General features: G+C 60.7%; 16 protein-coding genes. 11 read left to right on the top strand and 5 right to left on the bottom strand.

Features of this window, described 5'->3' with window-relative positions; all coding sequences use genetic code 11:
• Nucleotides 1-54 precede the first annotated feature (54 nt).
• Nucleotides 55-2,046: a sigma-54-dependent Fis family transcriptional regulator gene (locus tag PSEUDOMOFG3G_RS09590; RefSeq protein ID WP_139049758.1), complete on the bottom strand. Its 1,992-nt coding sequence runs from the start codon at nucleotides 2,044-2,046 to the stop codon at nucleotides 55-57.
• A 195-nt stretch (nucleotides 2,047-2,241) separates the two neighbouring features.
• On the opposite strand from PSEUDOMOFG3G_RS09590, the gene PSEUDOMOFG3G_RS09585 reads away from it, so the two are divergent.
• From PSEUDOMOFG3G_RS09585 to PSEUDOMOFG3G_RS09575, 3 genes are all read left to right on the top strand, one after another.
• A complete protein-coding gene (locus PSEUDOMOFG3G_RS09585; RefSeq protein ID WP_047225856.1) occupies nucleotides 2,242-3,264 on the top strand; it encodes a Gfo/Idh/MocA family oxidoreductase in 1,023 nt (340 codons plus the stop codon).
• Nucleotides 3,261-4,052, top strand: a complete 792-nt coding sequence (locus PSEUDOMOFG3G_RS09580; protein ID WP_139049757.1) for a TIM barrel protein — start codon at nucleotides 3,261-3,263, stop codon at nucleotides 4,050-4,052. Before PSEUDOMOFG3G_RS09585 ends, PSEUDOMOFG3G_RS09580 begins: the two co-directional genes overlap by 4 nt.
• Nucleotides 4,053-4,133: 81 nt before the next feature.
• Nucleotides 4,134-5,060 (top strand): sugar ABC transporter substrate-binding protein, encoded by a 927-nt coding sequence (locus PSEUDOMOFG3G_RS09575; protein WP_139049756.1) that lies wholly within the window; start codon nucleotides 4,134-4,136, stop codon nucleotides 5,058-5,060.
• Between the two features lie 104 nt (nucleotides 5,061-5,164).
• On the opposite strand, the gene PSEUDOMOFG3G_RS09570 is transcribed toward PSEUDOMOFG3G_RS09575, so the two are convergent.
• Complete coding sequence (locus PSEUDOMOFG3G_RS09570) at nucleotides 5,165-6,040, bottom strand: LysR family transcriptional regulator (protein ID WP_047225528.1); 876 nt, start codon at nucleotides 6,038-6,040, stop codon at nucleotides 5,165-5,167.
• A 99-nt stretch (nucleotides 6,041-6,139) separates the two neighbouring features.
• On the opposite strand from PSEUDOMOFG3G_RS09570, the gene PSEUDOMOFG3G_RS09565 reads away from it, so the two are divergent.
• Together PSEUDOMOFG3G_RS09565 and dctA are read left to right on the top strand one after the other, a co-directional pair.
• Nucleotides 6,140-7,309: a mandelate racemase/muconate lactonizing enzyme family protein gene (locus PSEUDOMOFG3G_RS09565; protein WP_047225527.1), complete on the top strand. Its 1,170-nt coding sequence runs from the start codon at nucleotides 6,140-6,142 to the stop codon at nucleotides 7,307-7,309.
• Nucleotides 7,310-7,412: 103 nt separating this feature from the next.
• Entirely contained in the window at nucleotides 7,413-8,720 is a 1,308-nt protein-coding gene (gene dctA, locus PSEUDOMOFG3G_RS09560) for a C4-dicarboxylate transporter DctA (protein ID WP_076384140.1), read from the top strand.
• Between the two features lie 70 nt (nucleotides 8,721-8,790).
• Here the strand turns inward: dctA and PSEUDOMOFG3G_RS09555 are convergent, their stop codons facing one another.
• On the bottom strand, nucleotides 8,791-9,360 hold the full coding sequence (locus tag PSEUDOMOFG3G_RS09555) for a TetR/AcrR family transcriptional regulator (RefSeq protein ID WP_047225855.1): 570 nt from the start codon (nucleotides 9,358-9,360) through the stop codon (nucleotides 8,791-8,793).
• A gap of 122 nt (nucleotides 9,361-9,482) precedes the next feature.
• Between PSEUDOMOFG3G_RS09555 and PSEUDOMOFG3G_RS09550 the strand changes: the two genes are divergently transcribed.
• Together PSEUDOMOFG3G_RS09550 and PSEUDOMOFG3G_RS09545 are read left to right on the top strand one after the other, a co-directional pair.
• A complete protein-coding gene (locus tag PSEUDOMOFG3G_RS09550; protein WP_139049755.1) occupies nucleotides 9,483-10,241 on the top strand; it encodes an SDR family oxidoreductase in 759 nt (252 codons plus the stop codon).
• 110 nt (nucleotides 10,242-10,351) lie between these two features.
• Complete coding sequence (locus PSEUDOMOFG3G_RS09545; protein WP_257220704.1) at nucleotides 10,352-11,092, top strand: NADPH-dependent F420 reductase; 741 nt, start codon at nucleotides 10,352-10,354, stop codon at nucleotides 11,090-11,092.
• 115 nt (nucleotides 11,093-11,207) lie between these two features.
• Here PSEUDOMOFG3G_RS09545 and PSEUDOMOFG3G_RS09540 read toward each other — a convergent pair whose 3' ends face one another.
• The gene (locus PSEUDOMOFG3G_RS09540) at nucleotides 11,208-12,629 is read right to left on the bottom strand and encodes a diaminobutyrate--2-oxoglutarate transaminase (protein WP_139049754.1); all 1,422 of its coding nucleotides are present in this window, start codon (nucleotides 12,627-12,629) and stop codon (nucleotides 11,208-11,210) included.
• A gap of 109 nt (nucleotides 12,630-12,738) precedes the next feature.
• A complete protein-coding gene (locus tag PSEUDOMOFG3G_RS09535; RefSeq protein ID WP_139049753.1) occupies nucleotides 12,739-14,799 on the bottom strand; it encodes a TonB-dependent receptor in 2,061 nt (686 codons plus the stop codon).
• Between the two features lie 248 nt (nucleotides 14,800-15,047).
• Between PSEUDOMOFG3G_RS09535 and PSEUDOMOFG3G_RS09530 the strand changes: the two genes are divergently transcribed.
• From PSEUDOMOFG3G_RS09530 to PSEUDOMOFG3G_RS09515, 4 genes are all read left to right on the top strand, one after another.
• A complete protein-coding gene (locus PSEUDOMOFG3G_RS09530; RefSeq protein ID WP_139049752.1) occupies nucleotides 15,048-16,025 on the top strand; it encodes a TauD/TfdA family dioxygenase in 978 nt (325 codons plus the stop codon).
• A 7-nt stretch (nucleotides 16,026-16,032) separates the two neighbouring features.
• Nucleotides 16,033-19,461 (top strand): condensation domain-containing protein, encoded by a 3,429-nt coding sequence (locus PSEUDOMOFG3G_RS09525; RefSeq protein ID WP_139049751.1) that lies wholly within the window; start codon nucleotides 16,033-16,035, stop codon nucleotides 19,459-19,461.
• A gap of 17 nt (nucleotides 19,462-19,478) precedes the next feature.
• Nucleotides 19,479-20,525, top strand: a complete 1,047-nt coding sequence (locus PSEUDOMOFG3G_RS09520; RefSeq protein WP_076384134.1) for a TauD/TfdA family dioxygenase — start codon at nucleotides 19,479-19,481, stop codon at nucleotides 20,523-20,525.
• Nucleotides 20,526-20,636: 111 nt separating this feature from the next.
• Nucleotides 20,637-23,699 carry an amino acid adenylation domain-containing protein gene (locus PSEUDOMOFG3G_RS09515; RefSeq protein ID WP_139049750.1) on the top strand — a complete coding sequence of 1,021 codons (3,063 nt, stop codon included), beginning with the start codon at nucleotides 20,637-20,639 and terminating at the stop codon, nucleotides 23,697-23,699.
• Nucleotides 23,700-23,741: the final 42 nt, after the last annotated feature.

Genomic DNA, 23,741 nt, shown 5'->3' with positions numbered 1-23,741 from the left:
CCACCATCGGGCGGCGACTGGTCGTCCGTTTCATCGCCAGCGTTGCGCCACCGGCTAAGAACGAAACGCATCAACCTTGAGCCCATACCGACTCATCTTGTTGTACAACCCCCCACGCGACACATTCAGCCGTTGAGCCGCCAGGCGGATGTTTCCGCGCGTGTCTGTGAGGGCGGCAATGATTGCATTCATTTCATGGGTGCCAAGGTCCGGCGCCGTCCGAGGTTCAGGGACGCTCGCCCACGTCGATAGTCGCCCTCGCTGCCTGATCTCCAGCGCAAGATCGCTCGGCTGGATCAGTTCGCTCATCGCCAGGTTGGTCGCCCGTTCAATGACGTTTTCCAGCTCGCGAACATTGCCCGGCCAATCGTAGGCGCCAAGCATATCCAGCGCCACGGGAGAAAGGTCCTGCGTCGATTTGCGGAGCGACCGGGCACAACGCGCGAGAAAATGCCGCGCCAGCAACGGCACGTCTTCGCGGCGCATCCGCAGTGGCGGCACGGTCAGGTTCAGGACGTTGAGCCGGTAGTAAAGGTCCTCACGAAAGGCGCCCTCGGCCACCGCCTGGCTCAGGTTGCGGTGAGTGGCGGCAATGATGCGAACGTTGACCCGCAACGATTTTTTTGCCCCCACCCGTGTCACCTCGCCTTCCTGCAGGACGCGCAGCAAGCTGACCTGGGCATCAAAGGACATGTCACCGATTTCGTCGAGGAAGATCGTCCCGCCATCGGCCAATTCGAACTTGCCTGCCGAGCCACCGCGAGCCGATCCGGTGAAAGCGCCTTCGACATGACCGAACAGTTCGCTCTGCACTAGGTCACGGGGAATGGCGCCGCAATTGACCGCCACGAAAGGACCGCCACAACGGTCGCTGGCATTATGGATCGCCTGGGCGAACAGCTCCTTGCCTGTGCCGCTCTCGCCGAGGATCAGCGTGGTCGAATCACTGCGACTGGCAATCCGTGCCAGGTGCACTGCATCCTGAATCGCCCGTGAATGGCCCAGGATGGTTTCGAAGGTGTAGCTGGCCTGGGTGCCCATGATCCGCCGGGTGATTTCCCGAATGCGTCGGTTTTCGCGCAACGAAACAATCCGCCCGCCTTGTTCCAGCGGGCAGACCGACACCAGGCATGCCAGATGGCTGTGGTCGTGCAGTTCAAAGGTGCAATCCAGGTCCCGTACGCCCTCCTCGCTGGCAAGCAGGACGGCATCGGTCAACTCACTTTGTCCCAGGCTCTTGAAGGGACTGCCGAGCAAGTCATGGCCCACGCGGAACAACTGACGGGCGTAATGGTTGAGCGCCTTGATGCAGCCCTGCTCATCCAATACCACCAAGCCCTCGTTGAGCACTTCAAGCACGGTTTGTTGCTCTTCCAGCAAGGCTTGCAGCGCCATCTGCCTCGAGACCGCCTCGGCCGCGGCCTGGACAGTGCCCAGCGTATGGAAATGAAACCAGCCTGGTTCTGCCGTCAAGGTCAACATACCCAAGGTTCGGCCCTGGGCATCCCGGATAGGCGCGGCGGCGCAATGCATGCGGCGCTGGCGCAGGCCAAGCCCGAAGTTCTCCTCGGCCAGCACATAGACCAAACGGTCTTCGACGATCGCCAGCCCGGTGCAATTGGTGCCCTGTACCGACTCCAGCAGGCGACTGCCTATGGGGGTGAGGTCCAGGCCACAAAAGTACAAAGTCGTGCCTTGGGTATCGGTCAGATTGATATGGCCCTTGGGGTTGTAGGCGAGCAAACCGCGCATGACCTGCGCCGCTGCGGCGATCAGCACCCGGTTGGCTGCCAGTGTTGCGGCGAGGTCGTCGGGCGCGACAAAACGGTACTCACCGTCTTCCGGGTCAAGGCCGGCATGGACGCTGCGCAACCAGGACTCCCAAATCACCCGCCTGATCCCGGCAGGGCGAGCGATTACCCCCTGCAAGCACGCTCGCCAGGCCTCATCCAGCGCAGTGCTGGGCCCTTCGTTCAACGACGCCGCGCCAAGCGCGGTGAGGTAATCGCGGTCTTCGGCGCTCAAGGCTGCAGGTTGCTGGTTCATTATTCGGCCATATGTTCATATTTTCGACATGCCAGTATAGACATGTAATCAAAATGAACATCAATTCAACCGACTATGAATAAAACCTGTTCAATATCAATCAGTTAATTATTGGCACAGCGCTTGCTCCCTGCTTACCCCAGACGAGGACATTCTTAGCGCCGAGTCGTAAAAACAATAAAAGGAGTCATGTTCATGAGTACATCCAGGATCATCCGCCTTGGCCTTATCGGCGCCGGCCGCATGGGCAGTTTTCACGGCCTCACCGCCGCCCGTCACATCCCCGGCGCGTGCCTCGCTGCCATCGCCGACCCTACTCCCGGCCAGGCCGCGCGCCTGGCGGCAGAACTGGACGTGCAGAAGGTCTATGCCGATCCACAGCAACTGCTCGATGACCCGGATATCGACGCCGTGCTGATTGCCGCCCCAGCGCGCAGCCATGCCGAACTGGTGATCAGTGCGGCCCGGGCCGGCAAAAGTGTGTTCTGTGAAAAACCCATGGCGATCACCCTGGACGAAGCCGATCGCGCCATCGCTGCCGCTGCCGATGCACGGGTGACACTCCAGGTCGGCTTCAACCGGCGCTTTGCCAGAAGTTTCCGCACCGCTCATCTGGACGTGGTTGCCGGCCGGATCGGTACGCCACAACTGCTGCGCTCGCTGACCCGCGACCCGGCGCTGAACAACCCCGCCGCGTCACCGCAATGGGTGATCTTCCTCGAAACTTTGATCCATGACTTCGATACCCTGCGCTACCTGAATCCGGGCGCCGAGGCGGTTGAAGTTTTTGTGATGGCCGATGCCCTGATCGCACCGGCCTACAAAGACAAAGGATTTCTCGACACCGCGGTGGTCACGATCCGTTTCGACAACGGGGCCATCGCCACGGCCGAGGCGAATTTCCAGGCGGTCTATGGCTACGATGTCCGCGGCGAAGTGTTCGGCAGCGCTGGCATGCTGACCATGGGCAACGTCAACGACTCCGACCTGCTGCGGTACCTGGCCAATGGGGTTCAGGCCGACACCCAGCGCATGGACACCGACTTGCTGCGTGATGCCTATGTGGCTGAGCTCAACCACTTTGTCAGTTGCGTACGCAGTGGCGAAAAACCTCTGGCCAGCGGTGAAGACGCCCGGGCGGCACTGGCCATTGCTCGCGCTTGTATCGAGTCCTTCCAACTGGGTAAACCGGTGCGCGTACAAGGAGCTCATTCATGAGTTTCATACCGTTCAAACTGGCGATCAGCGCCGAGATGGTCTTTCTCGACCTGCCCTTTATCGAGCGGGTCAAACGCATCCATGCGCTGGGCTTCAGCGTCGAGATATGGAACTGGACGACCAAAGACCTCCAGGCTCTCGTCGCGACTGGCGCGGATTTCACCTCCATGACCGGCTACATCTCGGGCAACCTGACCGATCCCGAGGGTATCCAGCAATTGCTCGACAGCGCCCAGGAATCTCTAGCCGTCGCAGCCCAATTGGGTTGCCCGAGCCTGAACCTGCACGGCACCGGCCTGGGTGATCAAGGATTGCCAGTCAAACCCGTTGCCCAGACCACCGGCCGCATGTGGTTGAGCGCCTGCAAGACACTGGAAAAAATAGCCCGCCTGGGCGAAGACGCGGGCCGGGTATTCCTGCTGGAAAACCTCAACACTGAAGTCGACCACCCGGGCACGCCTTTCGCCCGCGCTGACGATACCCTGGCACTGATCGAGGCCGTGGGCAGCCCGCACCTGAAGATGAACCTGGACCTCTATCACGCACAGATCGGCGAAGGAAACCTGATCGAACTGATCCAGCGCGCCGGCAGCGCCATCGGCGAAATCCAGGTCGCCGACGTCCCGGGCCGCATGGAACCCGGCACCGGTGAAATCCACTATCGCGCCATTGCCAGGGCCTTGTTCGGCATGGGATACAGCGGTGTCGTCGGCCTCGAAGGCTGGGCCAGCGGTGACAGCGAGATCGCCCTTGAGCGTTTCCGGCAGGCCTTCACGCTTGATGGATGAAGCCCGCGCCGAACTCAATACGTGCGGCAGATTTTCAGCTCTTGGTGACGTACCACTCATAACAACAAAAGGAAAACCATCATGCGTCGTTGCACACTGCTTTTCGCCACCCTGCTATTGCTCTTGAGCCAATGGGCCATCGCCGACTATCGCATCGGCGTCAGCATCGCCCGGGTCGACGACAACTTCATGACCTACGTGCGTAACGGCCTGGACGAGGCCGCGAAAAAGGAAAACGTGCAGATTCAATTCGAGGACGCCCAAGGCGATGTGGTGCGCCAACTCAACCAGGTCCAGGGTTTTATCAATCAGAAAGTGGATGCAGTCATTGTCCTGCCGGTGGACACCTCTGCCACGGCCAACATCACCCGCGCCGCGGTCGAAGCGAAGACACCACTGGTCTACGTCAACCGTCACCCGGACGAGCGTACCTTGCCCAAAGGCGTCGTCACCGTGGCGTCCAATGACATTGAGGCCGGACAGTTGCAAATGCGCTATCTGGCCGAAAAGCTCGGCGGCAAGGGCAGCCTCGCGATCATCATGGGCGACCTGGCGCAAAACGCTACCCACGACCGCACCGAAGGTGTCAAACAGGTGCTCAAGGATTATCCCGGGATCAAGGTTGTCGAGCAGCAAAGTGCCGAGTGGCAGCGCAGCAAAGGGATGGACCTGACCAGCAACTGGTTGCTGGCGGGTAGCCGTTTCGATGCCATCGTCGCCAACAATGACGAGATGGCCATCGGTGCGGCCATGGCACTGCAACAGGCCGGCAAAGCCAAGGGCGAGATCGCGATTGTCGGCATCGACGGCTTGCCTGACGGCCTGGCGGCAATCAAGCGCGGGATGCTGGTCGCCTCGGTATTCCAGGACCCCAAGGCCCAGGCGACCAGCGCGGTGCAAGCAGCACTCAAAATGATCAAGGGAGAAGCGGTAGAACCGGACGTCTGGGTGCCCTTCCAGCTGATCAGGCCCGAGCAACTGGCGGTGTTTGAGCAACATTACAAGTAGCGGACACGCTCAATGCTTCGCCGCGATCCCGGCAAGGGATCAGCGGCGATTCACAACCCCAAACCCTATTGAGCAACACAGCGCGTCATATAAAACCCGCCGAGTCACTGCCCCACCCTGGCCCAGAATTCTTCGGCAGATGGACTGAGTGGCGCTACTGGACGGGTCAGATGAATTTCCAGCGGTATATCCCAGCTTTCGTCGAGCGCTCTGACCAGGCGCCCATCCAGTATTTCTTGCTCGGTGAGGCTCCTGGGCAACCAGGCCACGCCTTTGCTTTCCAGGGCCATGGACATTAGCACCGCTGCAAGGTGGCTGCTAAAAAGTGGTTTGAGGTGAAGGTAATCTTCTTTGCCACGCAGTCTGTGCGCGACGATACGCCCCAAACCGGATTCATGGGTGTAAGCGAGGTACGGCAATGCCGCAGGCGAGGTGCCGAAGTTAGCGCAGGCACTCGCAAGAGGAACGAGAACGTCTTCACCCACCTTCTTGCCGATGAACTGATCAGGGGCCAGTAGCGGTGGAACATCGGGATGGCGGTGGCAGAGCAGAAACTGAACCTGGCCATGTATCAGCATCTGCTCACAGGCAGCCATGCTGTCTGAGTGCAGTTGCACAGCCTCAATGGGGGCACCGTTCTCTGAGCTTCGCAGCCACTTGGGAAAAAATGTAAACGACAGGGAGTGAGTTGCCGCGAATTGAAGCGACTTGGCGGCCATTCCAGCAACCTCTTGAGCCTCGTTGCGCATTCTGTACAAGCGCCTGGCAGCCTCTTGGGCACTTGGCAAAATTTGCCTGCCAGCTTCAGTAAGCGTCGCTCCTTGAGGCGTTCGAACGAACAACTGCACCCCCATCCAACTCTCTAACGAGCGCACTCTGCGGCTGAATGCCGGCTGGGTAACGTGCCGCGCTTCAGCCGCCCGAACAAAGCTGCCGTACTCCGCAAGCGCTGAAAAATCTTCAAGCCAGACGAGTTCCAAGGGCCATGCCTCCTGTGCATAGGGTGCGGCATTAATAGCATTGGGCGGGTGCCATCGCAAAGCCTAACGTGTGCCTACAAACAACAAGAGGACCCCGTCATGCGCATCGTAGACATTCGTGAAAAAACTGTTTCCATTGCCTCCCCAATCGCTAACGCCTACATCGATTTTTCGAAAATGACCTGCTCGGTTGTCGCGGTCATCACTGATGTAATTCGTGATGGGAAGCCTGTCATTGGCTACGGTTTCAACTCCAATGGTCGCTATGGCCAGGGCGCACTGATGCGTGATCGTTTCCTGGCGCGTATCACGCAAGCGGATCCAGACACGCTCGTCGACCATGAAAACAACAACCTGGATCCGTTCGCCATCTGGAAAACCTTGATGACCAACGAAAAGCCAGGCGGCCATGGCGAGCGCTCTGTCGCCGTTGGCACCATCGACATGGCGGTATGGGATGCCGTCGCCAAGATTGAAGGCAAACCGCTGTATCGCCTGCTGGCCGACCGTTACCGTAACGGCGTGGCCGATGACAAGGTCTGGGTCTATGCAGCGGGCGGCTACTACTACCCTGGCAAAGACCAGACCAAGCTCAAGGCAGAAATGCAGAGCTATCTGGATCGTGGCTACGACGTCGTCAAGATGAAGATTGGTGCGGTACCGCTGGACGAAGATATCCGTCGCATCGAAGCGGTACTTGAAGTGGTTGGCGACGGCCGTCGGTTGGCGGTCGACGCCAATGGTCGTTTCGATCTTCAGACCGGTATTGCGTACGCTGAAGCCATCAAGAAGTACAACCTCTTCTGGTACGAAGAGGTTGGCGATCCGCTGGACTACGCACTCCAGGCCGAGCTTGCCAATCACTATGAACTGCCCATGGCTACCGGTGAAAACCTGTTCTCTCACCAGGATGCCCGTAACCTGCTGCGCCACGGTGGCATGCGCCCCGATCGCGACTACCTCCAGTTCGACTGCGCTCTGTCCTACGGGCTCGTGGAGTACATGCGCACCCTGAAGGTGATGGAAGAAATGGGTTGGTCTTCCCGCCGCGTAGTGCCCCATGGCGGTCACCAGATGTCCCTGAACATCGCAGCGGGTCTGCACCTGGGCGGCAACGAATCTTACCCGGATGTGTTCCAGCCGTTCGGCGGCTTCGCTGACGGCATCCGCGTGGAAAACGGCTATGTCGGTCTGCCGGATATTCCAGGTGTTGGCTTCGAGGCCAAGTCCGCTTTGTACGCAGTGATGCGTGAGTTGGGCGAAGGCTGATCAACCTCGATCTGCGGTCTCTTTGAAAGAGGCCGCAGCCCCCCGGCGTCACCCACTGACGCCGAGCCACATGCCCATCACAACAATAAAATGAGGTGCTTCCGTGGAAATCTCCAAGTCCCGCTGGTATGGCCAGCTGTATGTGCAAGTGCTGATCGGCATCGTGATCGGCGCAGCAATCGGTTACTTCGTGCCTGATATCGGAGCCAAGCTGCAACCCTTTGCCGATGGCTTCATCAAACTGATCAAAATGCTGTTGGCGCCCATTATTTTCGGTACGGTCGTTGTGGGTATCGCAAAGATGGGCAATATCAAAGAAGTCGGCCGGATTGGCGTGAAAGCGCTGATCTACTTCGAGATTCTTTCAACCATCGCCCTGGTCGTCGGCCTCATTGTGGTCAACATCGTGAAGCCTGGCGTCGGTATGAACATCAACGCCAGCGCGCTTGATGGAGGTGCCATTAGCAAATACAGCCAAGCTGCCAGTGAGCAAGGCGGCACCATTGATTTCTTTCTCAATATCATCCCGCAAACCTTCATCGGCGCATTCTCCAATGGCGTCATGCTTCAGGTCATCCTGCTTTCGGTATTGATGGGTGTCGCCCTGGTTCAAATGGGTGAAACCAGCAAGCCACTGATCAACACCCTTGACCTGTTCCTGCAAGGCCTGTTCAAGATCGTTGCAATGGTCATGCGCTTGGCGCCGATTGGCGCGGGTGCCGGCATGGCTTTCACGATCGGCAAATACGGGATTGGCACCTTGCTGTCACTCGGCCAGTTGCTGGTCGCGCTCTACATCACGACCTTGTTTTTCATCGTGGTCGTGCTGGGTACGGTTGCTCGATGGTCGGGCATGCCGCTTCTGCAATTTCTTCGTTATTTCAAAGATGAAATCCTCATCACCCTTGGCACCTGCTCAACCGAAGCCGTGCTGCCACGAATGATGGTGAAACTTGAAAAGCTTGGCTGCAAAAAATCGGTAGTGGGCATGGTGTTGCCTACGGGGTACACCTTCAATGCGGACGGCACCTGTATCTATCTCACCATGGCCGCCATCTTCATCGCACAGGCGACCAATACGCCACTGACCTTTGTGGATCAGATGATTCTGCTAGGCGTGTTCCTGCTGACTTCAAAAGGCTCGGCTGGGGTGGCGGGTGCGGGGTTTGTGACACTGGCTGCAACGCTCACAACCATTCACTCCATTCCTCTGGTCGGCCTCGTTTTGCTCCTGGGCATTGACCGGTTCCTCAACGAAGCGCGAGCCGTGACCAACCTGATCGGTAACGGTATCGGCACCATCGCCATTGCCAAGTGGGACAACTCGTTCGATGTCGAGGCCTGCGAGCGTGAGATCGCCGCCATGAAACACCAAAAGGCGACAAGAAAGGCATTGCTGGCGCAAAAATAATCCGTAAGGCGCTCCGGTCATTCCGTTTAAACCACGGCATGACCGGTAGTGGTTTGCGTTTGGACGAAAGCTACACGTTATTCTTCAGGCTTTCAGGGCTACCTGCGCATAGACCATCCATCACCAAGTCCATCAATCTGGCGAGACGTGGGCGCCATTCGCTCTGGGAATCTATTTGCCATATTCCAGCAGTGGCTAGAAAAAAGTCGTCGTGGGTAACCCCGCTACGAATCGTTCCGGCCTTTTCATTAGCCCTCAAAAGCAACTCGGCGGCTGCCTGGACCGGCGCGTATCCCGACTTCCCAGGAAATTCGTAAGTAGAGGCTGCTTGCCGTATCGCGGTCGCAAGTCCCGCCTTGGTCATTGCATATTCAACGAGGCAGTCCATCCACTCTCGGAGGGCCTCCTTAGGGGGTTTTGTGGCGAGCAGCTGTTCGGCCAACGAGGCCACTTGCTGCATTTCGAATTGGTAGACCTCGAATACCAGCGCCTCTCTGTTGGCGAAATGGCGATAGAACGTGCCCTGTCCTACCCCGGCTTTCTTCGCAATCGCACTCAGCGGGACCGCAGGATCGAGCGTCAGCTCTGCCACAGCGACCTTCAGAATTCGTTCTCGATTTTTCTTGGCGTCAGAACGCATCGCCACTTCGTCATTCCTGGGCAAAGTTATTTCCTTCGCTGCATTGCAAAGCGGACAGTTGTCCGGTAATTTTCAACACAAGTGGACAGCTGTCCGCTTTTGTTCTCTTACTGGAGTTTACTATGAACAGCACGGGCAACACGATTCTGGTTACCGGCAGCACCTCAGGCATAGGCCTTGGTCTGGCGCTAAGGCTTTACCAGGCGGGAAACAACGTAATCATCGCGGGACGGCGCAAGGCTCTGCTCGACAAGATCGTGTCGGAACACCCAGGCATTGAATCCGTCTTGCTGGACGTCTGCGATCCGCAATCCATCCAGCGCACCAGCGAAGCGCTTGCGATCAGTCACCCCAATCTGAACGTGCTCATAAACAACGCGGGCATCATGCACTGGGAGGATCTGACTGATTCCCAATACCTGAGCACAGCCGAAGATATCGTGACAACGAACTTGCTTGGCACGATTCGCATGGTGTACGCCTTGACTCCCCAACTGATCAAGCAGCCCAGTGCCACGATCATCAATGTCAGCTCGGCTTTGGCCTTCGTCCCGCTGCCTGCGACACCGACCTACAGCGCAACCAAAGCGGCAGTTCATTCATTCACTCAAAGTCTTCGAGTGCAGCTGGAGAACTCATCAGTCGAGGTCATCGAGCTTGCGCCACCGGGAGTGCGTACCACTTTGCTTGGACAGGAAAATGACGAACACGCCATGCCCTTGGACGAGTTCCTGAATGAAATCTTCGCACTGCTCGAGATCGCTCCGACCCCACAAGAACTGGTCGTCGAGCGCGCCAAGCCACTACGGTTTGCTGAAGCGAACGGTTCACATGCTGAGGTACTCGAAATGCTTGCGGGATACAAACCACCGACAGAATGATCTCAACCGTGCGGATGACACCTGAAGTATTGCTGGATCTTCGCCACACACTTAATACGTTCGCACACCCAGGCAACGGTAATTGAATATTGTTTGTATGCGAGGAGGTTATTGACATGAAAATCGGAATTATCGGCGCGGGCAACATTGGGGCTACTCTTGCCCGTAAGCTCGCTGCATGCGGCCATGAAGTGAAACTGGCCAACTCGAAGAGCCCTCAGAGTATTCAGGACCTCGCCAACGAAATCGGTGTACGGGCGGTGACCAAGGAAGACGCTGTGTCGGATGTGGATGCGGTTATCCTCTCGATCCCCTTCGCGAAGTACCCCGATCTGCGCCAAACGTTAAGTCATGTTCCCGAGAAGGTCGTCGTCATTGACACGTCCAATTACTATCCGGGACGAGACGGGGCGATCAAGGAGGTAGACGACGGCAAGCCCGAGAGCATCTGGGTAAGCGAGCAGATTGGTCGCCCGGTCGTCAAGGCATGGAACGCCGTTCTCGCAGCGACTCTTGCCGACAAAGGCCAACCAGCCGGGTCTTCAACACGCATCGCCTTACCCGTGGCTGGGGATGACCCCTATGCCGAGGCGATCGCGCAGGATCTTGTCGAGGATACCGGGTTCACCGCGCTTGCCGCTGGCAGTCTTGAGAGTTCATGGCATCAGCAACCAGGCACGCCTGCATACTGCACCGAACTAACCCTGCCGGAGCTAAAATCGGCCTTGTGTGCGGCTGATAAAATCAGGGCGCCTCAAAACCGGGACGCACTTCTGGCCAGATTCATGGCTCCCGGTGGTCAGTTTACACATGAGCAAATTGTTGCCACGAATCGTGCAATGACAGCCTGACTATCGAGCTGCTGAATCGCGCGGCCACCGCCAGATTAGGCGGTAGCCGTCGCTCAATCTCAACGCCGGCAAAGCACAATCCGTTACGGCGGGCGCGCATCGGCGGATCAAATGATTATTGCGCGGAGCCTTCGCTGAGGGTGCTCGCGGCCTGAAACAGGATCTGCCCCACAAAATCGATCTCCTGCTCAGTGATGATCAGCGGCGGCAAGAAGCGCACCGTCGCCCCATGGCGCCCGCCAAGCTCGACGATCAAGCCGTGCTTCAGGCAAGCCTGCTGGAAGGCCTTGGCCCGGGCTGTGTCCACCGGCGGATGGCCCTGTACATCAAGGGTGCCCTGCGGGTCGACGATTTCCATCCCGAGCATCAGGCCGCGACCCCGTACATCGCCGATCCAGGCGAACTCGTTTTGCAGCGCCTGCAGTTGTTTTTGCAGATAAGCGCCGACCTTTTCAGCGTGCTGGACCAGGCCTTCATCGCGGATGAAACGCAAGGTCGCGGTACCGGCCGCCATCGCCAACTGATTGCCGCGGAATGTGCCGGCGTGGGCACCCGGCTGCCAGACGTCCAGCGACTCGTGGTAGACCATGACCGACATCGGCAACCCGCCACCGATGGCTTTGGACAGGGTGATGACATCCGGCGTGATACCCGATTGCTCGAAGCCAAACATCCGGCCACTGCGGGCAATGCCGCACTGGATCTCGTCGACGATCAGCGGGATGCCGTGGGCCTGGGTCAATCGGCGCAGTTCCTGCAGCCAGCGGTCCGGCGCGGCAATGACCCCACCCTCCCCTTGAATCGGCTCCAGGATCAGCGCCGCCGGTGCGGTCACCCCGCTTTCAGGGTCGTTGAGCAAGTGATCCAGGTAACGCACGTTCAACGTGACTGCCTGATCGCCGGCCACCCCGAACGGGCAACGATAATCGTGCGGGAACGGCAGGCGCTGCACACCTGGCATCAATGCGCCGAGGGCATTTTTCGGTGACAGGTTGCCGCTGATGGCCAGCGTACCCAGGGTCATCCCGTGATAGGCCCCTTCGAACGCCAGGACCGAATGCCGCCCAGTGGCGGTGCGGGTCAGCTTGAGCGCGGCCTCGACCGCATCGGCCCCACTCGGGCCGCAGAACTGGATGCGTGCATGGCGAGCGAACTCGCTAGGCAGGCAAGCGAAAATTTCTTGGACAAATGCGTCCTTCACAGGCGTCATGAGGTCCAGGGTGTGCATCGGCACACCGGCTGCCATGACCTGAGTGATGGCCTCGATGATCACCGGGTGGTTGTGGCCCAGCGCCAGGGTGCCGGCACCGGCCAGGCAATCGACAAACACTTGCCCCCGGCTGTCCTGCACATAAATGCCATGGGCTCTTTCAAGCACCAGCGGAATGCGTCGCGGGTAACTGCGGGCGTTGGATTCCTGCTGTTGCTGACGGTCCAGCAGTGGGGTCGAATCGAGGCAGTAAGGACTCGACAGACCGGTGTGCAACAGGCGCAGCTGTTGCGCGCCACCCGCTGTGACATTCGAAAAAGCACTCATGATTTCCTCCATGGAGGCTGGGTTTGGAAGGGAACGAACAGCCTGGAAACAAACATCCGATACGTTGCAGGACAGGCGCGAGGAGATTGCCTCCCCGCGCCTTTGGGTTTTACATGTCGTAGCGCAAAATCATCCCCACCGTGCGCGGCGCGCCGACGTCGATGATGTCGTCGTTACGGTTGTTGGTGACGTACTCCTTGTCGAAGGCGTTTTTGACGTAAGCGGACACAGCGACGTTCTTGGTGACTTTGTACTCGGCGTTGAAGTTCACCAGCACATAGGCGTCGCTCTTACGCTCGCCAGTGACTTTGCCGTTTGAATCGAATTCATACTCCGAAGGCGCGGTGCCCTGATAGACAATGTCCGTGCCGAGTATCAGACGGTCGTCGAAGCGATAGACACCCCCCACCGAAGCCTTGTACTTAGGCGAATAAAGGAACGACTCGCCGCTCCTGTCCTGACCATTGTCAGCGACGAAGTCCTTGTATTTGCTATCGGTCACGGCGGCGCCGACGTTCAAGGTCAGCTGTTCGGTGATGTCCTTCTCCACGAAGACTTCCAGACCCTTGATGTCACTGCGACCGGCGTTGTAGATATCAATGACGGAGCTACCGTTCTGCCGCACGCTGATCTGCTGGTCCTTCCAATCCGTGTAATACAAGTTGGCGCGGGTACGCAGGGTCTGGTCGAAGAACGAACCGCGGTAGGACAGCTCGTAGTTGGTGGTGTATTCCGGATCGTAGGCTTGGTGACCGCTACCGGAACGCAGGTTGACGCCACCGCCGCGATAGCCTTTTTGCACCATGAAACCGAGGTATTGGTTCGCGGCCAGCTCATAGTCGATGCCGAGTTTCGGCAGCACGGCGTCAAATGACTTTTTGACTTTGGCGGGCTCGGAGAAATCGTCCTGCTCGACGTCGGTGTCGTTAGTCTCGTGGTCGTAACGCAGGCCGGTGATCAAGGTCCAGCGCGGTGCGAATGTCCAGTTGACTTCACCGAACACGGCCTTGTTCTCGATCGTGGTATCGCCCTTGACCGTACCGAACAGCACATCATCGAAAAACAGCCGGTCGTGGAAGTCGTTGCTGTTGTGGCCGTAGTACGCACCCACAAAGCTCTTCACCGTGTCCGAGGTGTAATTCAAGCGCAGTTCCTGACTGAACAGGTTACCGTCTTGCTTGCGCAGAACGACCTCGTTGTCCACGGCATTCTGGTCGAAGTCCAGACGGTTGCTGTAGTCGGTACTGGTATTGGCGGTCATGCTCGTCAGCGACCAGTCGTCGTTCAGACGATAATCCACCTTGGCGCTGAGGGTGTCCTGCTTGAGGTTGTCGAAGGCCTTGGTGTTGGACGCGATATCGTAGTAGCTCGGCTTGCCGTTGACGCGCATGGTCGAACGGTCGCCCTGGCGGTGCTCGCTGTGGGCGTAGGTCAGCAGGACATCGGTGTCGTCGTTGGGCAGGATCAGCAATTTGCCGCGGGTGTTGCTGGTGCGACGCGGGTTGGCGTCGTCATTGAGCGTGGTGTTGCGGATGTAGCCGTCACCTTCGCCATAGTCCACGGCGATACGCCCGGCGATCTTGTCGTCGACGATAGAGCCACCACCGGCCACCGCCGCCCCGCGCTCACCGTAATTGCCCACATTGGTTTGTGCCGAGAAGCTCGGTTCGAAAGTTGGGTTCTTGGTCCGGATAACCACCGCACCGGCCAGGGAGTTACGGCCCTGGGTGGTGGATTGCGGGCCAAGGAATACTTCGACCTGCTCGGCATCCCAGAGCGGGACCGGGCTGAGGGTCAGCGCACGGTTCGGCTGTACGGCACCGTCGACATAAACGGATACGGCACCATTGAGGGTCGCTGGGCCCTGATCGTCAAAACCGGACACCGGCACACCACGGATACCCCAGTTTTCATTGCCGGCCTGGCTATAGACACCGGGCGTACGGGCGAATACATCCACCAGGTCCTTGTCGCCGTGCTCTCGCAGATTCTTGTCGGTGAGGACCACGACGCTGGACTGGGTCTGTTCAAGCGTGCGGTCGATTTTTTCACCTGTCACGGTGATCGGAGCAATCTCCATCGTGCCGGCTTCTTCGGCCGCCCATGCAGCGTTGCTCAGGCCTATGGCCGACCCTACAGCCAACGCAATTGTGTTCTTTTTGAAATTCACGCCCCGCTCCCCTGCGACAGATATTTTTAGGTTTTTTGAGCTGGCCGAAGGCTGTATGGCGCCAGCGGAGCGGAGTCTAATCCAAAAAAAAAATTAAATAAATAGTATTGATAATCTATCTCATTTGTACCTAGTATGACGTCTTGTATTGATCTGAATACATTACAGACGAGTCCTACACAACCGACCGCTGCCCTGCTTTCAAGGTCTTGTGACTGGTCGAAGAAGATATAAGAGGATGCACAAGGATGACCTCAATCGAACACCTGAACGGGCGTTCCGAGCTTTTTTCAATGGCGCCCACGGATGCAAGCGCCCAGTCGCTACCCCTGCTGGTACAGGGGGCATCGGGACAGTCGATCCACGATCTGGACGCCTCGATTCGTGACCGCCTGGCTCATGCCCTGACCACGGTTGGCGGCGTGTTGTTTCGCGGTTTCACGGTCGCCACGCCCATCGATTTCAAGCGCTTCGCTGCCAGCTTCGGGGCACAGTTGGCCAGTTACGAATTCGGCTCCACGCCGCGCAGCAAAGTCTTCGCCGGGGTCTATAGCTCCACGGAATACCCGGCCCATCAATTCATCCCTTTGCACAACGAGCAGGCCTACACCCGCCCTTGGCCTTCGCGCATCTGGTTTCACTGCATCAAGGCCAGTGAAACCGGCGGCGAGACCCCGATTGCCGACAGCCGCCTGATCTACCAGCGCATGCCCGCCGAGATCCGCGAGCTGTTCGCCAGCCGCGAGTTGCTCTACGTCCGCAACTACAGCGGCGCCCTGGACCTGCCTTGGGAAAAAGTCTTCAACACCCAGGACCGTGCCCAGGTCGAACGCTACTGTCGGGACAACGACATCGAGTGGGAATGGAAAGCCGATGGCGACCTGCGCACCCGCCAGCGTTGCGCCGCCGTGCAGCAGCATCCCGATACCGGTGAATGGGTCTGGTTCAACCAGGCGCACCTGTTCCATGTCTCGGCCATCGAACCGAGCGTACGCGCCAGCCTGCTGGCAGCGGTGGGTGAAGAGAACCTGCCGCGCCATGTCTATTTCGGCGACGGCTCGGCCATTGCCGACGACATGCTCGACACCGTGCGCGAGGTTTACCGCGAGACTGCCATCAGCTTCCCCTGGCAACCGGGCGATATCCTGATGCTCGACAACCGACTGGTGGCACACGGTCGCAATCCTTTCACCGGTGACCGCAAAGTCATCGTGGCCATGGCGTGAATTGCACATGTTTTCATTCAAACATTGGATCGAGGTGCTGGAAGCCAACGCCCAGCACTTCCCTCAGCGTGCTGCCCTGCATTTCTTGCCGGACGGTGTAAACATCGGCGAAACCCTGACCTTTGCCCAACTGCACGAGCAGTCCCAGTCCCTGGCGGCCGCGCTGCAAGCGCGTTATGCGCCGGGTGATCGCGTGCTGTTGATGCTGCCCAGCAGCCTCGACTACGCCCGCGCCTTCTGTGCCTGCCTGTATGCGGGCCTGATTGCCGTGCCGTTGTTTCCGCCACCGTCGCGCAAACCGCGCCACCTCGACCGCGTCCGCAACGTGGTAGTGGATGCCGAGCCGGCGCTGATTCTGGCACCGGCGGATCATTGCGAAAGCCTGCAGGAACTGGTGGAGGGCCGCGTCGAGGTGCTGACCGTCCAGCACCTGGGCACACCACCGGCCAGCCAGTGGCAACGCCCGGCTATCGACGGTTCGACCGTAGCCTTCCTGCAATACACCTCAGGCTCGACCGGCTCGCCAAAAGGCGTCGAGGTGCGTCAGCGCAACCTGATTGCCAACGTCGAACTGATGCGCCAGGCGTACGATTTCGACGAGCACGGCGCCATGGTCAACTGGCTACCGCTGTATCACGACATGGGCCTGATCGGCGGCATGCTGGCTCCGCTCTACAGCGGCATGCCGTGCTACCTGATGGCTTCCCAGACCTTCGTCAATGCGCCGTCGACCTGGCTGCAGGCATTGAGTCGCTACCGGGCCACCGCCAGCTTCGCCCCCAACTTCGCCTATGCCCTGTGCAACCGCGTGGTCAGCGACAACCTGATCGCACAGCTGGACCTGAGCAACTGGAAACACGCCATCAACGGCGCAGAGCCGATCCATCCCGGCACCCTGGAAGCCTTCGCCCAGCGTTTTGCCGCCTGCGGCCTGAACCCGTTGGCCATCAGCCCCGGTTATGGCCAGGCCGAAGCAACGCTGTGCGTCAGCGCCACGCCGGCCGATGCGCTGCCGGTGGTGCTGCGCCTGGACAAAGCCGTGCTGGAGAGCGGTCGCGTGGCCCTGGCCGCTGCCGATGCCGCCGCGGTGGAGTTCGTCGCCTGCGGTTATCCGCAAGCCTTGCACAGCATCGCCATCGTCGACCCGCACACCTTCGAGCGCTGCGCCGCCGATCGCATCGGCGAAGTCTGGCTCAAGGGCCCGAGCAACGCCGAATCCTACTGGAAGAATCCCGAAGCCACTCGTGAGGCCTTTGAGGCACGGATTGTCGGCTCATCGGAGCATTACCTGCGCTCCGGCGACCTGGGCTTCATGCACGAAGGCCAGGTGGTGATCTGCGGGCGGCTCAAGGACCTGTTGATTCTCAATGGGCGCAACCTTTACCCCCACGACATCGAATTCGCCATTACCGACGCCGAGCCGGGCATCCGTACCGGACGCATCGCCGCCTTCGCGCAAATGGACCCGGCACTGGGCCGCGAGAAACTGGTGATTGTCGCCGAGCCGCAGCGCAAGTTCGTCGACCCGGCGCATCATCCGGCGCTGTTCGCGTCGATGCAAAACGCTGTGCGCGAAGCCGCCGACTGCGGCATCGACCAGATTGTGCTGGTGCAAGCCGGCACCATCCCGATGACCACCAGCGGCAAGATCGCCCGCCAAGGTGCGCGCAAACAACTGGCCGCCGGCACGTTGAGCATCATCGCCCAGAGCGGTGGAACGCTGGCCTCGAACGACGAGCCCCTTGACCTTGCCCAGCTCAAAAGCCTGGCGACCGAAACGTCGCAACAGGCCCAAGCCGCTTGCCGCCAATGGCTGGAACAGACGCTGCACGCGGTCAACCCGTATTTTTCCGCCGACTTCGACCTCAGCCTGATCGGCCAGGGCCTGGATTCCATCGGCGTGGCCGACTTTGCCGCGCGCCTGCACAGGGACCTGGGCTGGAACCTCGATACCCAAAGCCTGTTCGGGGAAACCACCCTGGGGCAATGGGCGCTGGCCCTGCACGCTTTCCTCAATGATCCAACGCCAACGGCCGATGCTCCCACCGAGCAGACCAATCCCAGTCAGGGGCATCAATCGTTCGCCCAACGTCGCTTGTGGTTCCTGCGCCAACTGAACCCGGACGACACCCGCCACAACCTGGTACTGCACCTGCGCCTGCAAGGTCCGTTGGACATCGAGACGTTGGCCCTGCGCCTGAACACGCTGATCGAGCGTCACGGCGTGTTGCGCACGGTGTACCGCGACAGTGTCGATGGCCCGCAACAACAGGTGTTGCCGGCCACGGCTGTGGCGCTGGTCCATCATGATGTGCGTGAGCAGAACCAAGCGCAGCAACAGCAGACATTGGACGAAAGCCTGGCCCAAGAACACGCCACCCCTGTCGATCTGCAAGCCGGCCCAGTGCTGCGAGCGCAGTTGCTCAGCCGCCATGACCAACAGCATGACCTACTGTTGACGCTGCACCACATCGCCTTCGACGGACGCTCGGCGCAACTATTGTTGGCAGAGCTGGCGGGTTCGGCGGACGCCGCGCTGCCGGGGCAATACCTGGCTTTCGCCCAATGGGAAGCCCTGCACTGGAGCGAACAGCGAATCGCCATCGAGCAAGGCTTCTGGCGCGAACACCTGGCCGGCATGCCGCAAACGTTGGAACTGGGTGGCAGCGGCCAGGCCCCGGGCGAATACAGCCTGGACTTCAACGTGCCGCAGACCGACTGCGAGCGACTGGCAGCGCTGGGCCGCGAACAAGGCATGACGTTGTTCATGTTGTTGCTGGCCAGCTACCAACTGGTCCTCAAGCAACTGGGCGGCCAGCCGCAGTTCCTGTTGGGCACCGACGTCAGCGGCCGACCACTGGCAGAGCACAACGACGTCATCGGTTTCTTCGTCAACCAGTTGACCCTGCGTTGTGACTTGCGCGGCGAAGCGACCCTGGCCGGTTTCCTTGAGCAGGTTCGCGATGAGTCGCGCCTGGCCTATGCCCATCAAGGCCTGCCTTTTGATCTGGTGGTCTCGGCACTCGCGCCGCAGCGCCGCCCCGGTCACTCGCCGCTGTTCCAGGTCAAGCTCAACTATCAACCGTCACGGGTGACCCCGACCGCCATCGCTGGCGCGCGGTTGTCCGCGCTGGACGTGGCCCAGGCACCGGGGGACTTCCACCTGGTGCTCGACCTGGTGCACGGCGACGAAGGCCTCGCCGCGGCCCTCAAGTATCGCGGCGAATACTTCGACCGGGACCGTGCCTTGCGCCTGCAACACCTGTGGACGCGCCTGCTGGAGCAGATGCACAGCCTGCTGGACGAGCCGTTGCCGGCACTGGCCGAGCGCATCGACAGCTGGGATCAGGCCTTTACCCGGGAGCGACAGCAGTCCCAGGCGCTGACCGGTCGCAGCCAGATGATGCAAGCCAAACGTCGCTCCTTGTCCTTTTAACCGAGTCGGATGCCGTTATGTCTATCGTGCCCCCATCGCCACGTGCCCTTGGCGCCGTGCGTCGCAAAGCCATGAACGTCTCGGAACAACAGTTGGTCACCGAGCGCCTGCTCAGTCCGGACCACGCGCTGCCCCTGGTGATCGAACCGGCGGTCAGCGGCGTTGACCTGATCGCCTGGGCCGCCCGGGAACGCGAGTCGCTGGAAAAGAAACTGCTGCAGTACGGCGCCCTGCTGTTTCGCGGCTTCAACGTCGCGTCTGTCGAGCAGTTCGACCAGGTGATCGCCGCCCTCTCCCCCGGAGCGCTGGAATACATGTTCCGCGCGTCCCCCCGGACACGGGTCGGCGGCAACATCTACACCTCGACCGACTACCCGGCCGACCAGATGATTTTCCCCCACAACGAGCACTCCTACTCGCCGCGCTTCCCGCTGCGGTTGTTCTTCTACTGCCAACTGCCGTCCGAGACCGGCGGTGAAACACCGATCGGCTCGACCCGCGCCGTAAAGGCCAGGATCAGCCCGCAGATCGAAGCGCGGTTCCGGGAAAAAGGCGTGCTGTACGTTCGCAACTACGGCGACGGTTTCGGCCTGCCGTGGCAGAGCGTGTTCCAGTCCGAAGACCGCCGCGAAGTGGAAGCCTACTGCGCCAGCGTCGGCATCGAAGTGGAATGGAAAGACAACAATCGCCTGCGCACCCGCCAACGCGGGCCGGCCGTGGTGCGCCACCCGCGCACCGGCGAAGAGGTCTGGTTCAACCACGCCACGTTCTTCCACATCAGCACCCTGCCCGAGCGAATCCGCGATTCGCTGCAAAGCAACTTCAACGACCTCGACCTGCCCACCAACACCTTTTACGGCGATGGCGAACCGATCGAGCCGCAGGTCCTGGAATCGCTACGCGCGGCCTACCTCGACTCGCTGGTGCGCTTCAGTTGGCAGCAGGGGGACGTGTTGTTCATCGACAACATGCTCGCCGTGCACGGTCGCGAACCCTTTACCGGCAAGCGCGCCATCATGACCGGCATGGCTGAAGCCCTGCTGTCGAGCGACGTTGCCGTCTGACATTCAACGGGTCCACCCGCCGTTCGCAGGCGGCTTGCCTGACACGAGTCCAGCAAGCCCCGACGTCTGTGCGGTGATCCAGGCTCAAGCCCTTTTCCAGTCGAGATGAACATGAGCGGACTTCAAGGTTTTCGTATTTCCCCGCAACAGGCATCGGTTTACCCACACACCAACGGCGCAGCGCAGCACCCGTTCAGCTGTCATTTGCAATGGTCGCTGTCACAACCGCTGGACGTCGATGCACTGAACAACCGCCTGCAGGCACTGGTGGCCGGCAGCGAGATCCTGCGCACACGCCTGATGCCCGTGCCAGGCCTGCGCCACCCGGTGCAGGTGATTGACGAAGCCGGCTCACTGGCGGTGAACCTCCAGGACCTGCGCCAGCACAGCCGCGCCGATCAGGACGCCGCGCTCGCTCAGCTCGCCACCCAGCCCCGTGACTGGACAACCCCGCTGTGGGTGACCCTGGTGCGCCTGTCCGATGAGCAAGGCGTGCTGGACCTCGCGGCGGCCAGCAGCCACTTCGACCTCGCCAGCCTGAAATGGCTGGCCGCTGCATTGCTGCAAGACACTGCCACGGACCTGTCCGAAACACTGCAGTACGCCGATTACGCCGAATGGCGCTGGAGCCTGGTGGAAGACGCACCGGATCATCCGGGCGTGAGCTTCTGGAAACCTGCGGTCGACACCGAACAGGCCACCTTGCAGCTGCCGCTGGAATCGCCCCTCGATGGTGGATTTGCGCCGACCCGACTGGAGCTGACGCTGCCGGCCGACCTCGCCCGTCACCCGGCCCTGACCCCGGAACTGCTGCTGGCGGCATGGGCAGCGGTCCTGGGACGACTGGCCGGCCAGCAACAGGTGCCACTCACTCTGATCCATGAAAGTCGCGGCGCGGAACTGGAGAACACCCTGGGCCTGTTCGAACAGTGCCTGCCCGTGAGCATCGAACTGGATGCCCAGGCGACTCTGCTGGAGCAAAGCACGCAAGTGGCCGCCACCCTGGAACGGCTGATTGGCTGGCAAGACTATTACACCGGCGACCACCACGCCGGATACGCTTTTGCCTGGCGCTCCGGCGATGCCCGGGAGCGCCACGCCAGTGCGGTCATGAACCCGTTGAAGGCTTGCCTGAACGTCCGCCAGTTGCCCGACAGCCTGCACGCGCAGGTGGTCTACGACCGCCATGTCCTCAGCGCCGACGCTGTGGGCTGCCTCGCCGAACAATGGCTGCAACTGCTGCACGGCGCCCTGGCCGAACCGCAACGGGGCTGGGCCCAATTGCCCCTGGGTGGCGCGCTGCAAGCGCAGTTGATCGGTGCCGGCGCGAGCGCACCCTCCATCGAACCGGTGACGCTGGTGGAATTGATTGCCCGTCAGGTTCGCCAACAACCGAACGCCATCGCCCTCAGCGACAAGGACGGCGACCTGAGCTACAGCCGCCTCGACGCCTGCGCCACGCAACTGGCCCATCAACTGGTCGCCGCCGGCATCGGTCCAGGGGTGCCCGTCGGCATCCTGTTCGCCCGCAGTAACGCGGCCATTGTCGCCATGCTCGCCGTCTTGAAAGCCGGTGGCGCCTACGTGCCCGTCGATCCGACCTACCCGGCCGACCGCCGCGCCTACATGCTCGCCGACAGCGCCATCGCCCACATCGTGGTCAGCGCCGAACTGGCCGACAGCGTGCCGGCCAACCTGCAACGCTTCGTGCTGGATGAGCTGACAACACAGGACCTCGGCGACTGTCCGGCGCTGCCCTTGCCGGACGCCGACGACCTCGCTTACCTGATCTACACCTCCGGCTCTACCGGTGCGCCGAAAGCCGTGGAAATCAGCCACGGCGCCTTGAGTTTCTCGACCCAAGTGCGCATGGCGGCCTATGAGACTCCGGTGCGCGCCTACCTGTTGTTGTCGTCGTTTGCCTTCGACAGTTCGGTCGCCGGGATTTTCTGGACCCTGGCCCAAGGCGGACGCCTGGTATTGCCCGCCCCGGGCGAAGAGCTGGAGATGGCCCGCCTGGCGCAGTTGATTGCCCAGCACCAGGTCAGCCACGGCCTGTCGTTGCCGTCGCTGTACCAAGCCCTGCTCGATCAATTGCAGCGCAGCGGGGGAACCGACAGCCTCGCCTGCTGGATCGTCGCGGGTGAGGCTTGCCCGCCATCGCTGATCGCGCAACACAGCAAGACCCTGCCACACGCACATCTGGTGAACGAATACGGCCCCACTGAGGCCACCGTATGGGCCACCTATGAGGTGCTGGACCCACGCCGGAACGTCAGCATCGGCCGTCCGATCGCCGGCATGGACCTGCGCCTGTTGAATGAATTCGACACGGCTTGCGGCATTGGCGAACCGGGTGAAATCGTCCTCGCCGGCCCCACCCTGGCCCGCGGCTATCGCCACAAACCCGAAGAAACCGCCAAGGCCTTCGTCACCCTGGCCGACGGCACTCGCGCCTACCGCACCGGCGACCTGGCGTGCTGGCTAGCCGACGGGCGCCTGGCATTCCTTGGGCGCAAGGACCATCAGGTCAAGGTGCGCGGCTACCGCATCGAGCTGGGCGAAATCGAACGCCAATTGTGCAGCCACAGCGATGTGCGCGAAGCCGCGGTGATCGTCCAGGAACACGCCGCCGGCAAGCGCTTGCTCGCCTATGTCCTGGCCGCCCACGGCTACGCACCGGACTCGGAGGCGATCAAGCGTTTCCTCGGCGAGCGTCTGCCGTCGTACATGGTGCCGGCCCTGGTGCTGACCCTGACGAGCTTTCCGCGCACGCCCAACGGCAAGCTCGACACCCGCCAGTTGCCCGACCCGGAGCAGCTCGACGAAAGCGCCCACGTGGCGCCGCGCAACGCCATGGAAACCACCCTGCAAGCCATCGTCGCCAAGGTCTTGAAACTCTCGACGGTGAGCGTCACCGACAATTTCTTCGCCATCGGCGGCGACTCGATCCTGAGCCTGCAAGTGGTGGCCCAGGCCCATGAGCAAGGCATCGCGCTGTCGGCCAAGCAAGTCTTCGAACGCCAGACCGTCGCAGCCATGGCCGAGGTCGCGCAACCGCTGGATCCGAGCGCCGCCGAGCCGCAAGCCGACAGCACCGAATTCAGCGCCTCGGGCCTGTCCGATGACGAAATGCAAGCGCTGATGGCCGAACTGGACGAGGCCGACCTGTGAGCGGTTCTTCTCGTCAGCACGCCATCACCGTCGCCCCTATTT

It is taken from the genome of Pseudomonas sp. FG-3G (genome assembly GCF_901007645.1).
Lineage (GTDB): Bacteria > Pseudomonadota > Gammaproteobacteria > Pseudomonadales > Pseudomonadaceae > Aquipseudomonas > Aquipseudomonas rhizophila.
This window is presented reverse-complemented; position numbering and strand designations above follow the sequence as displayed.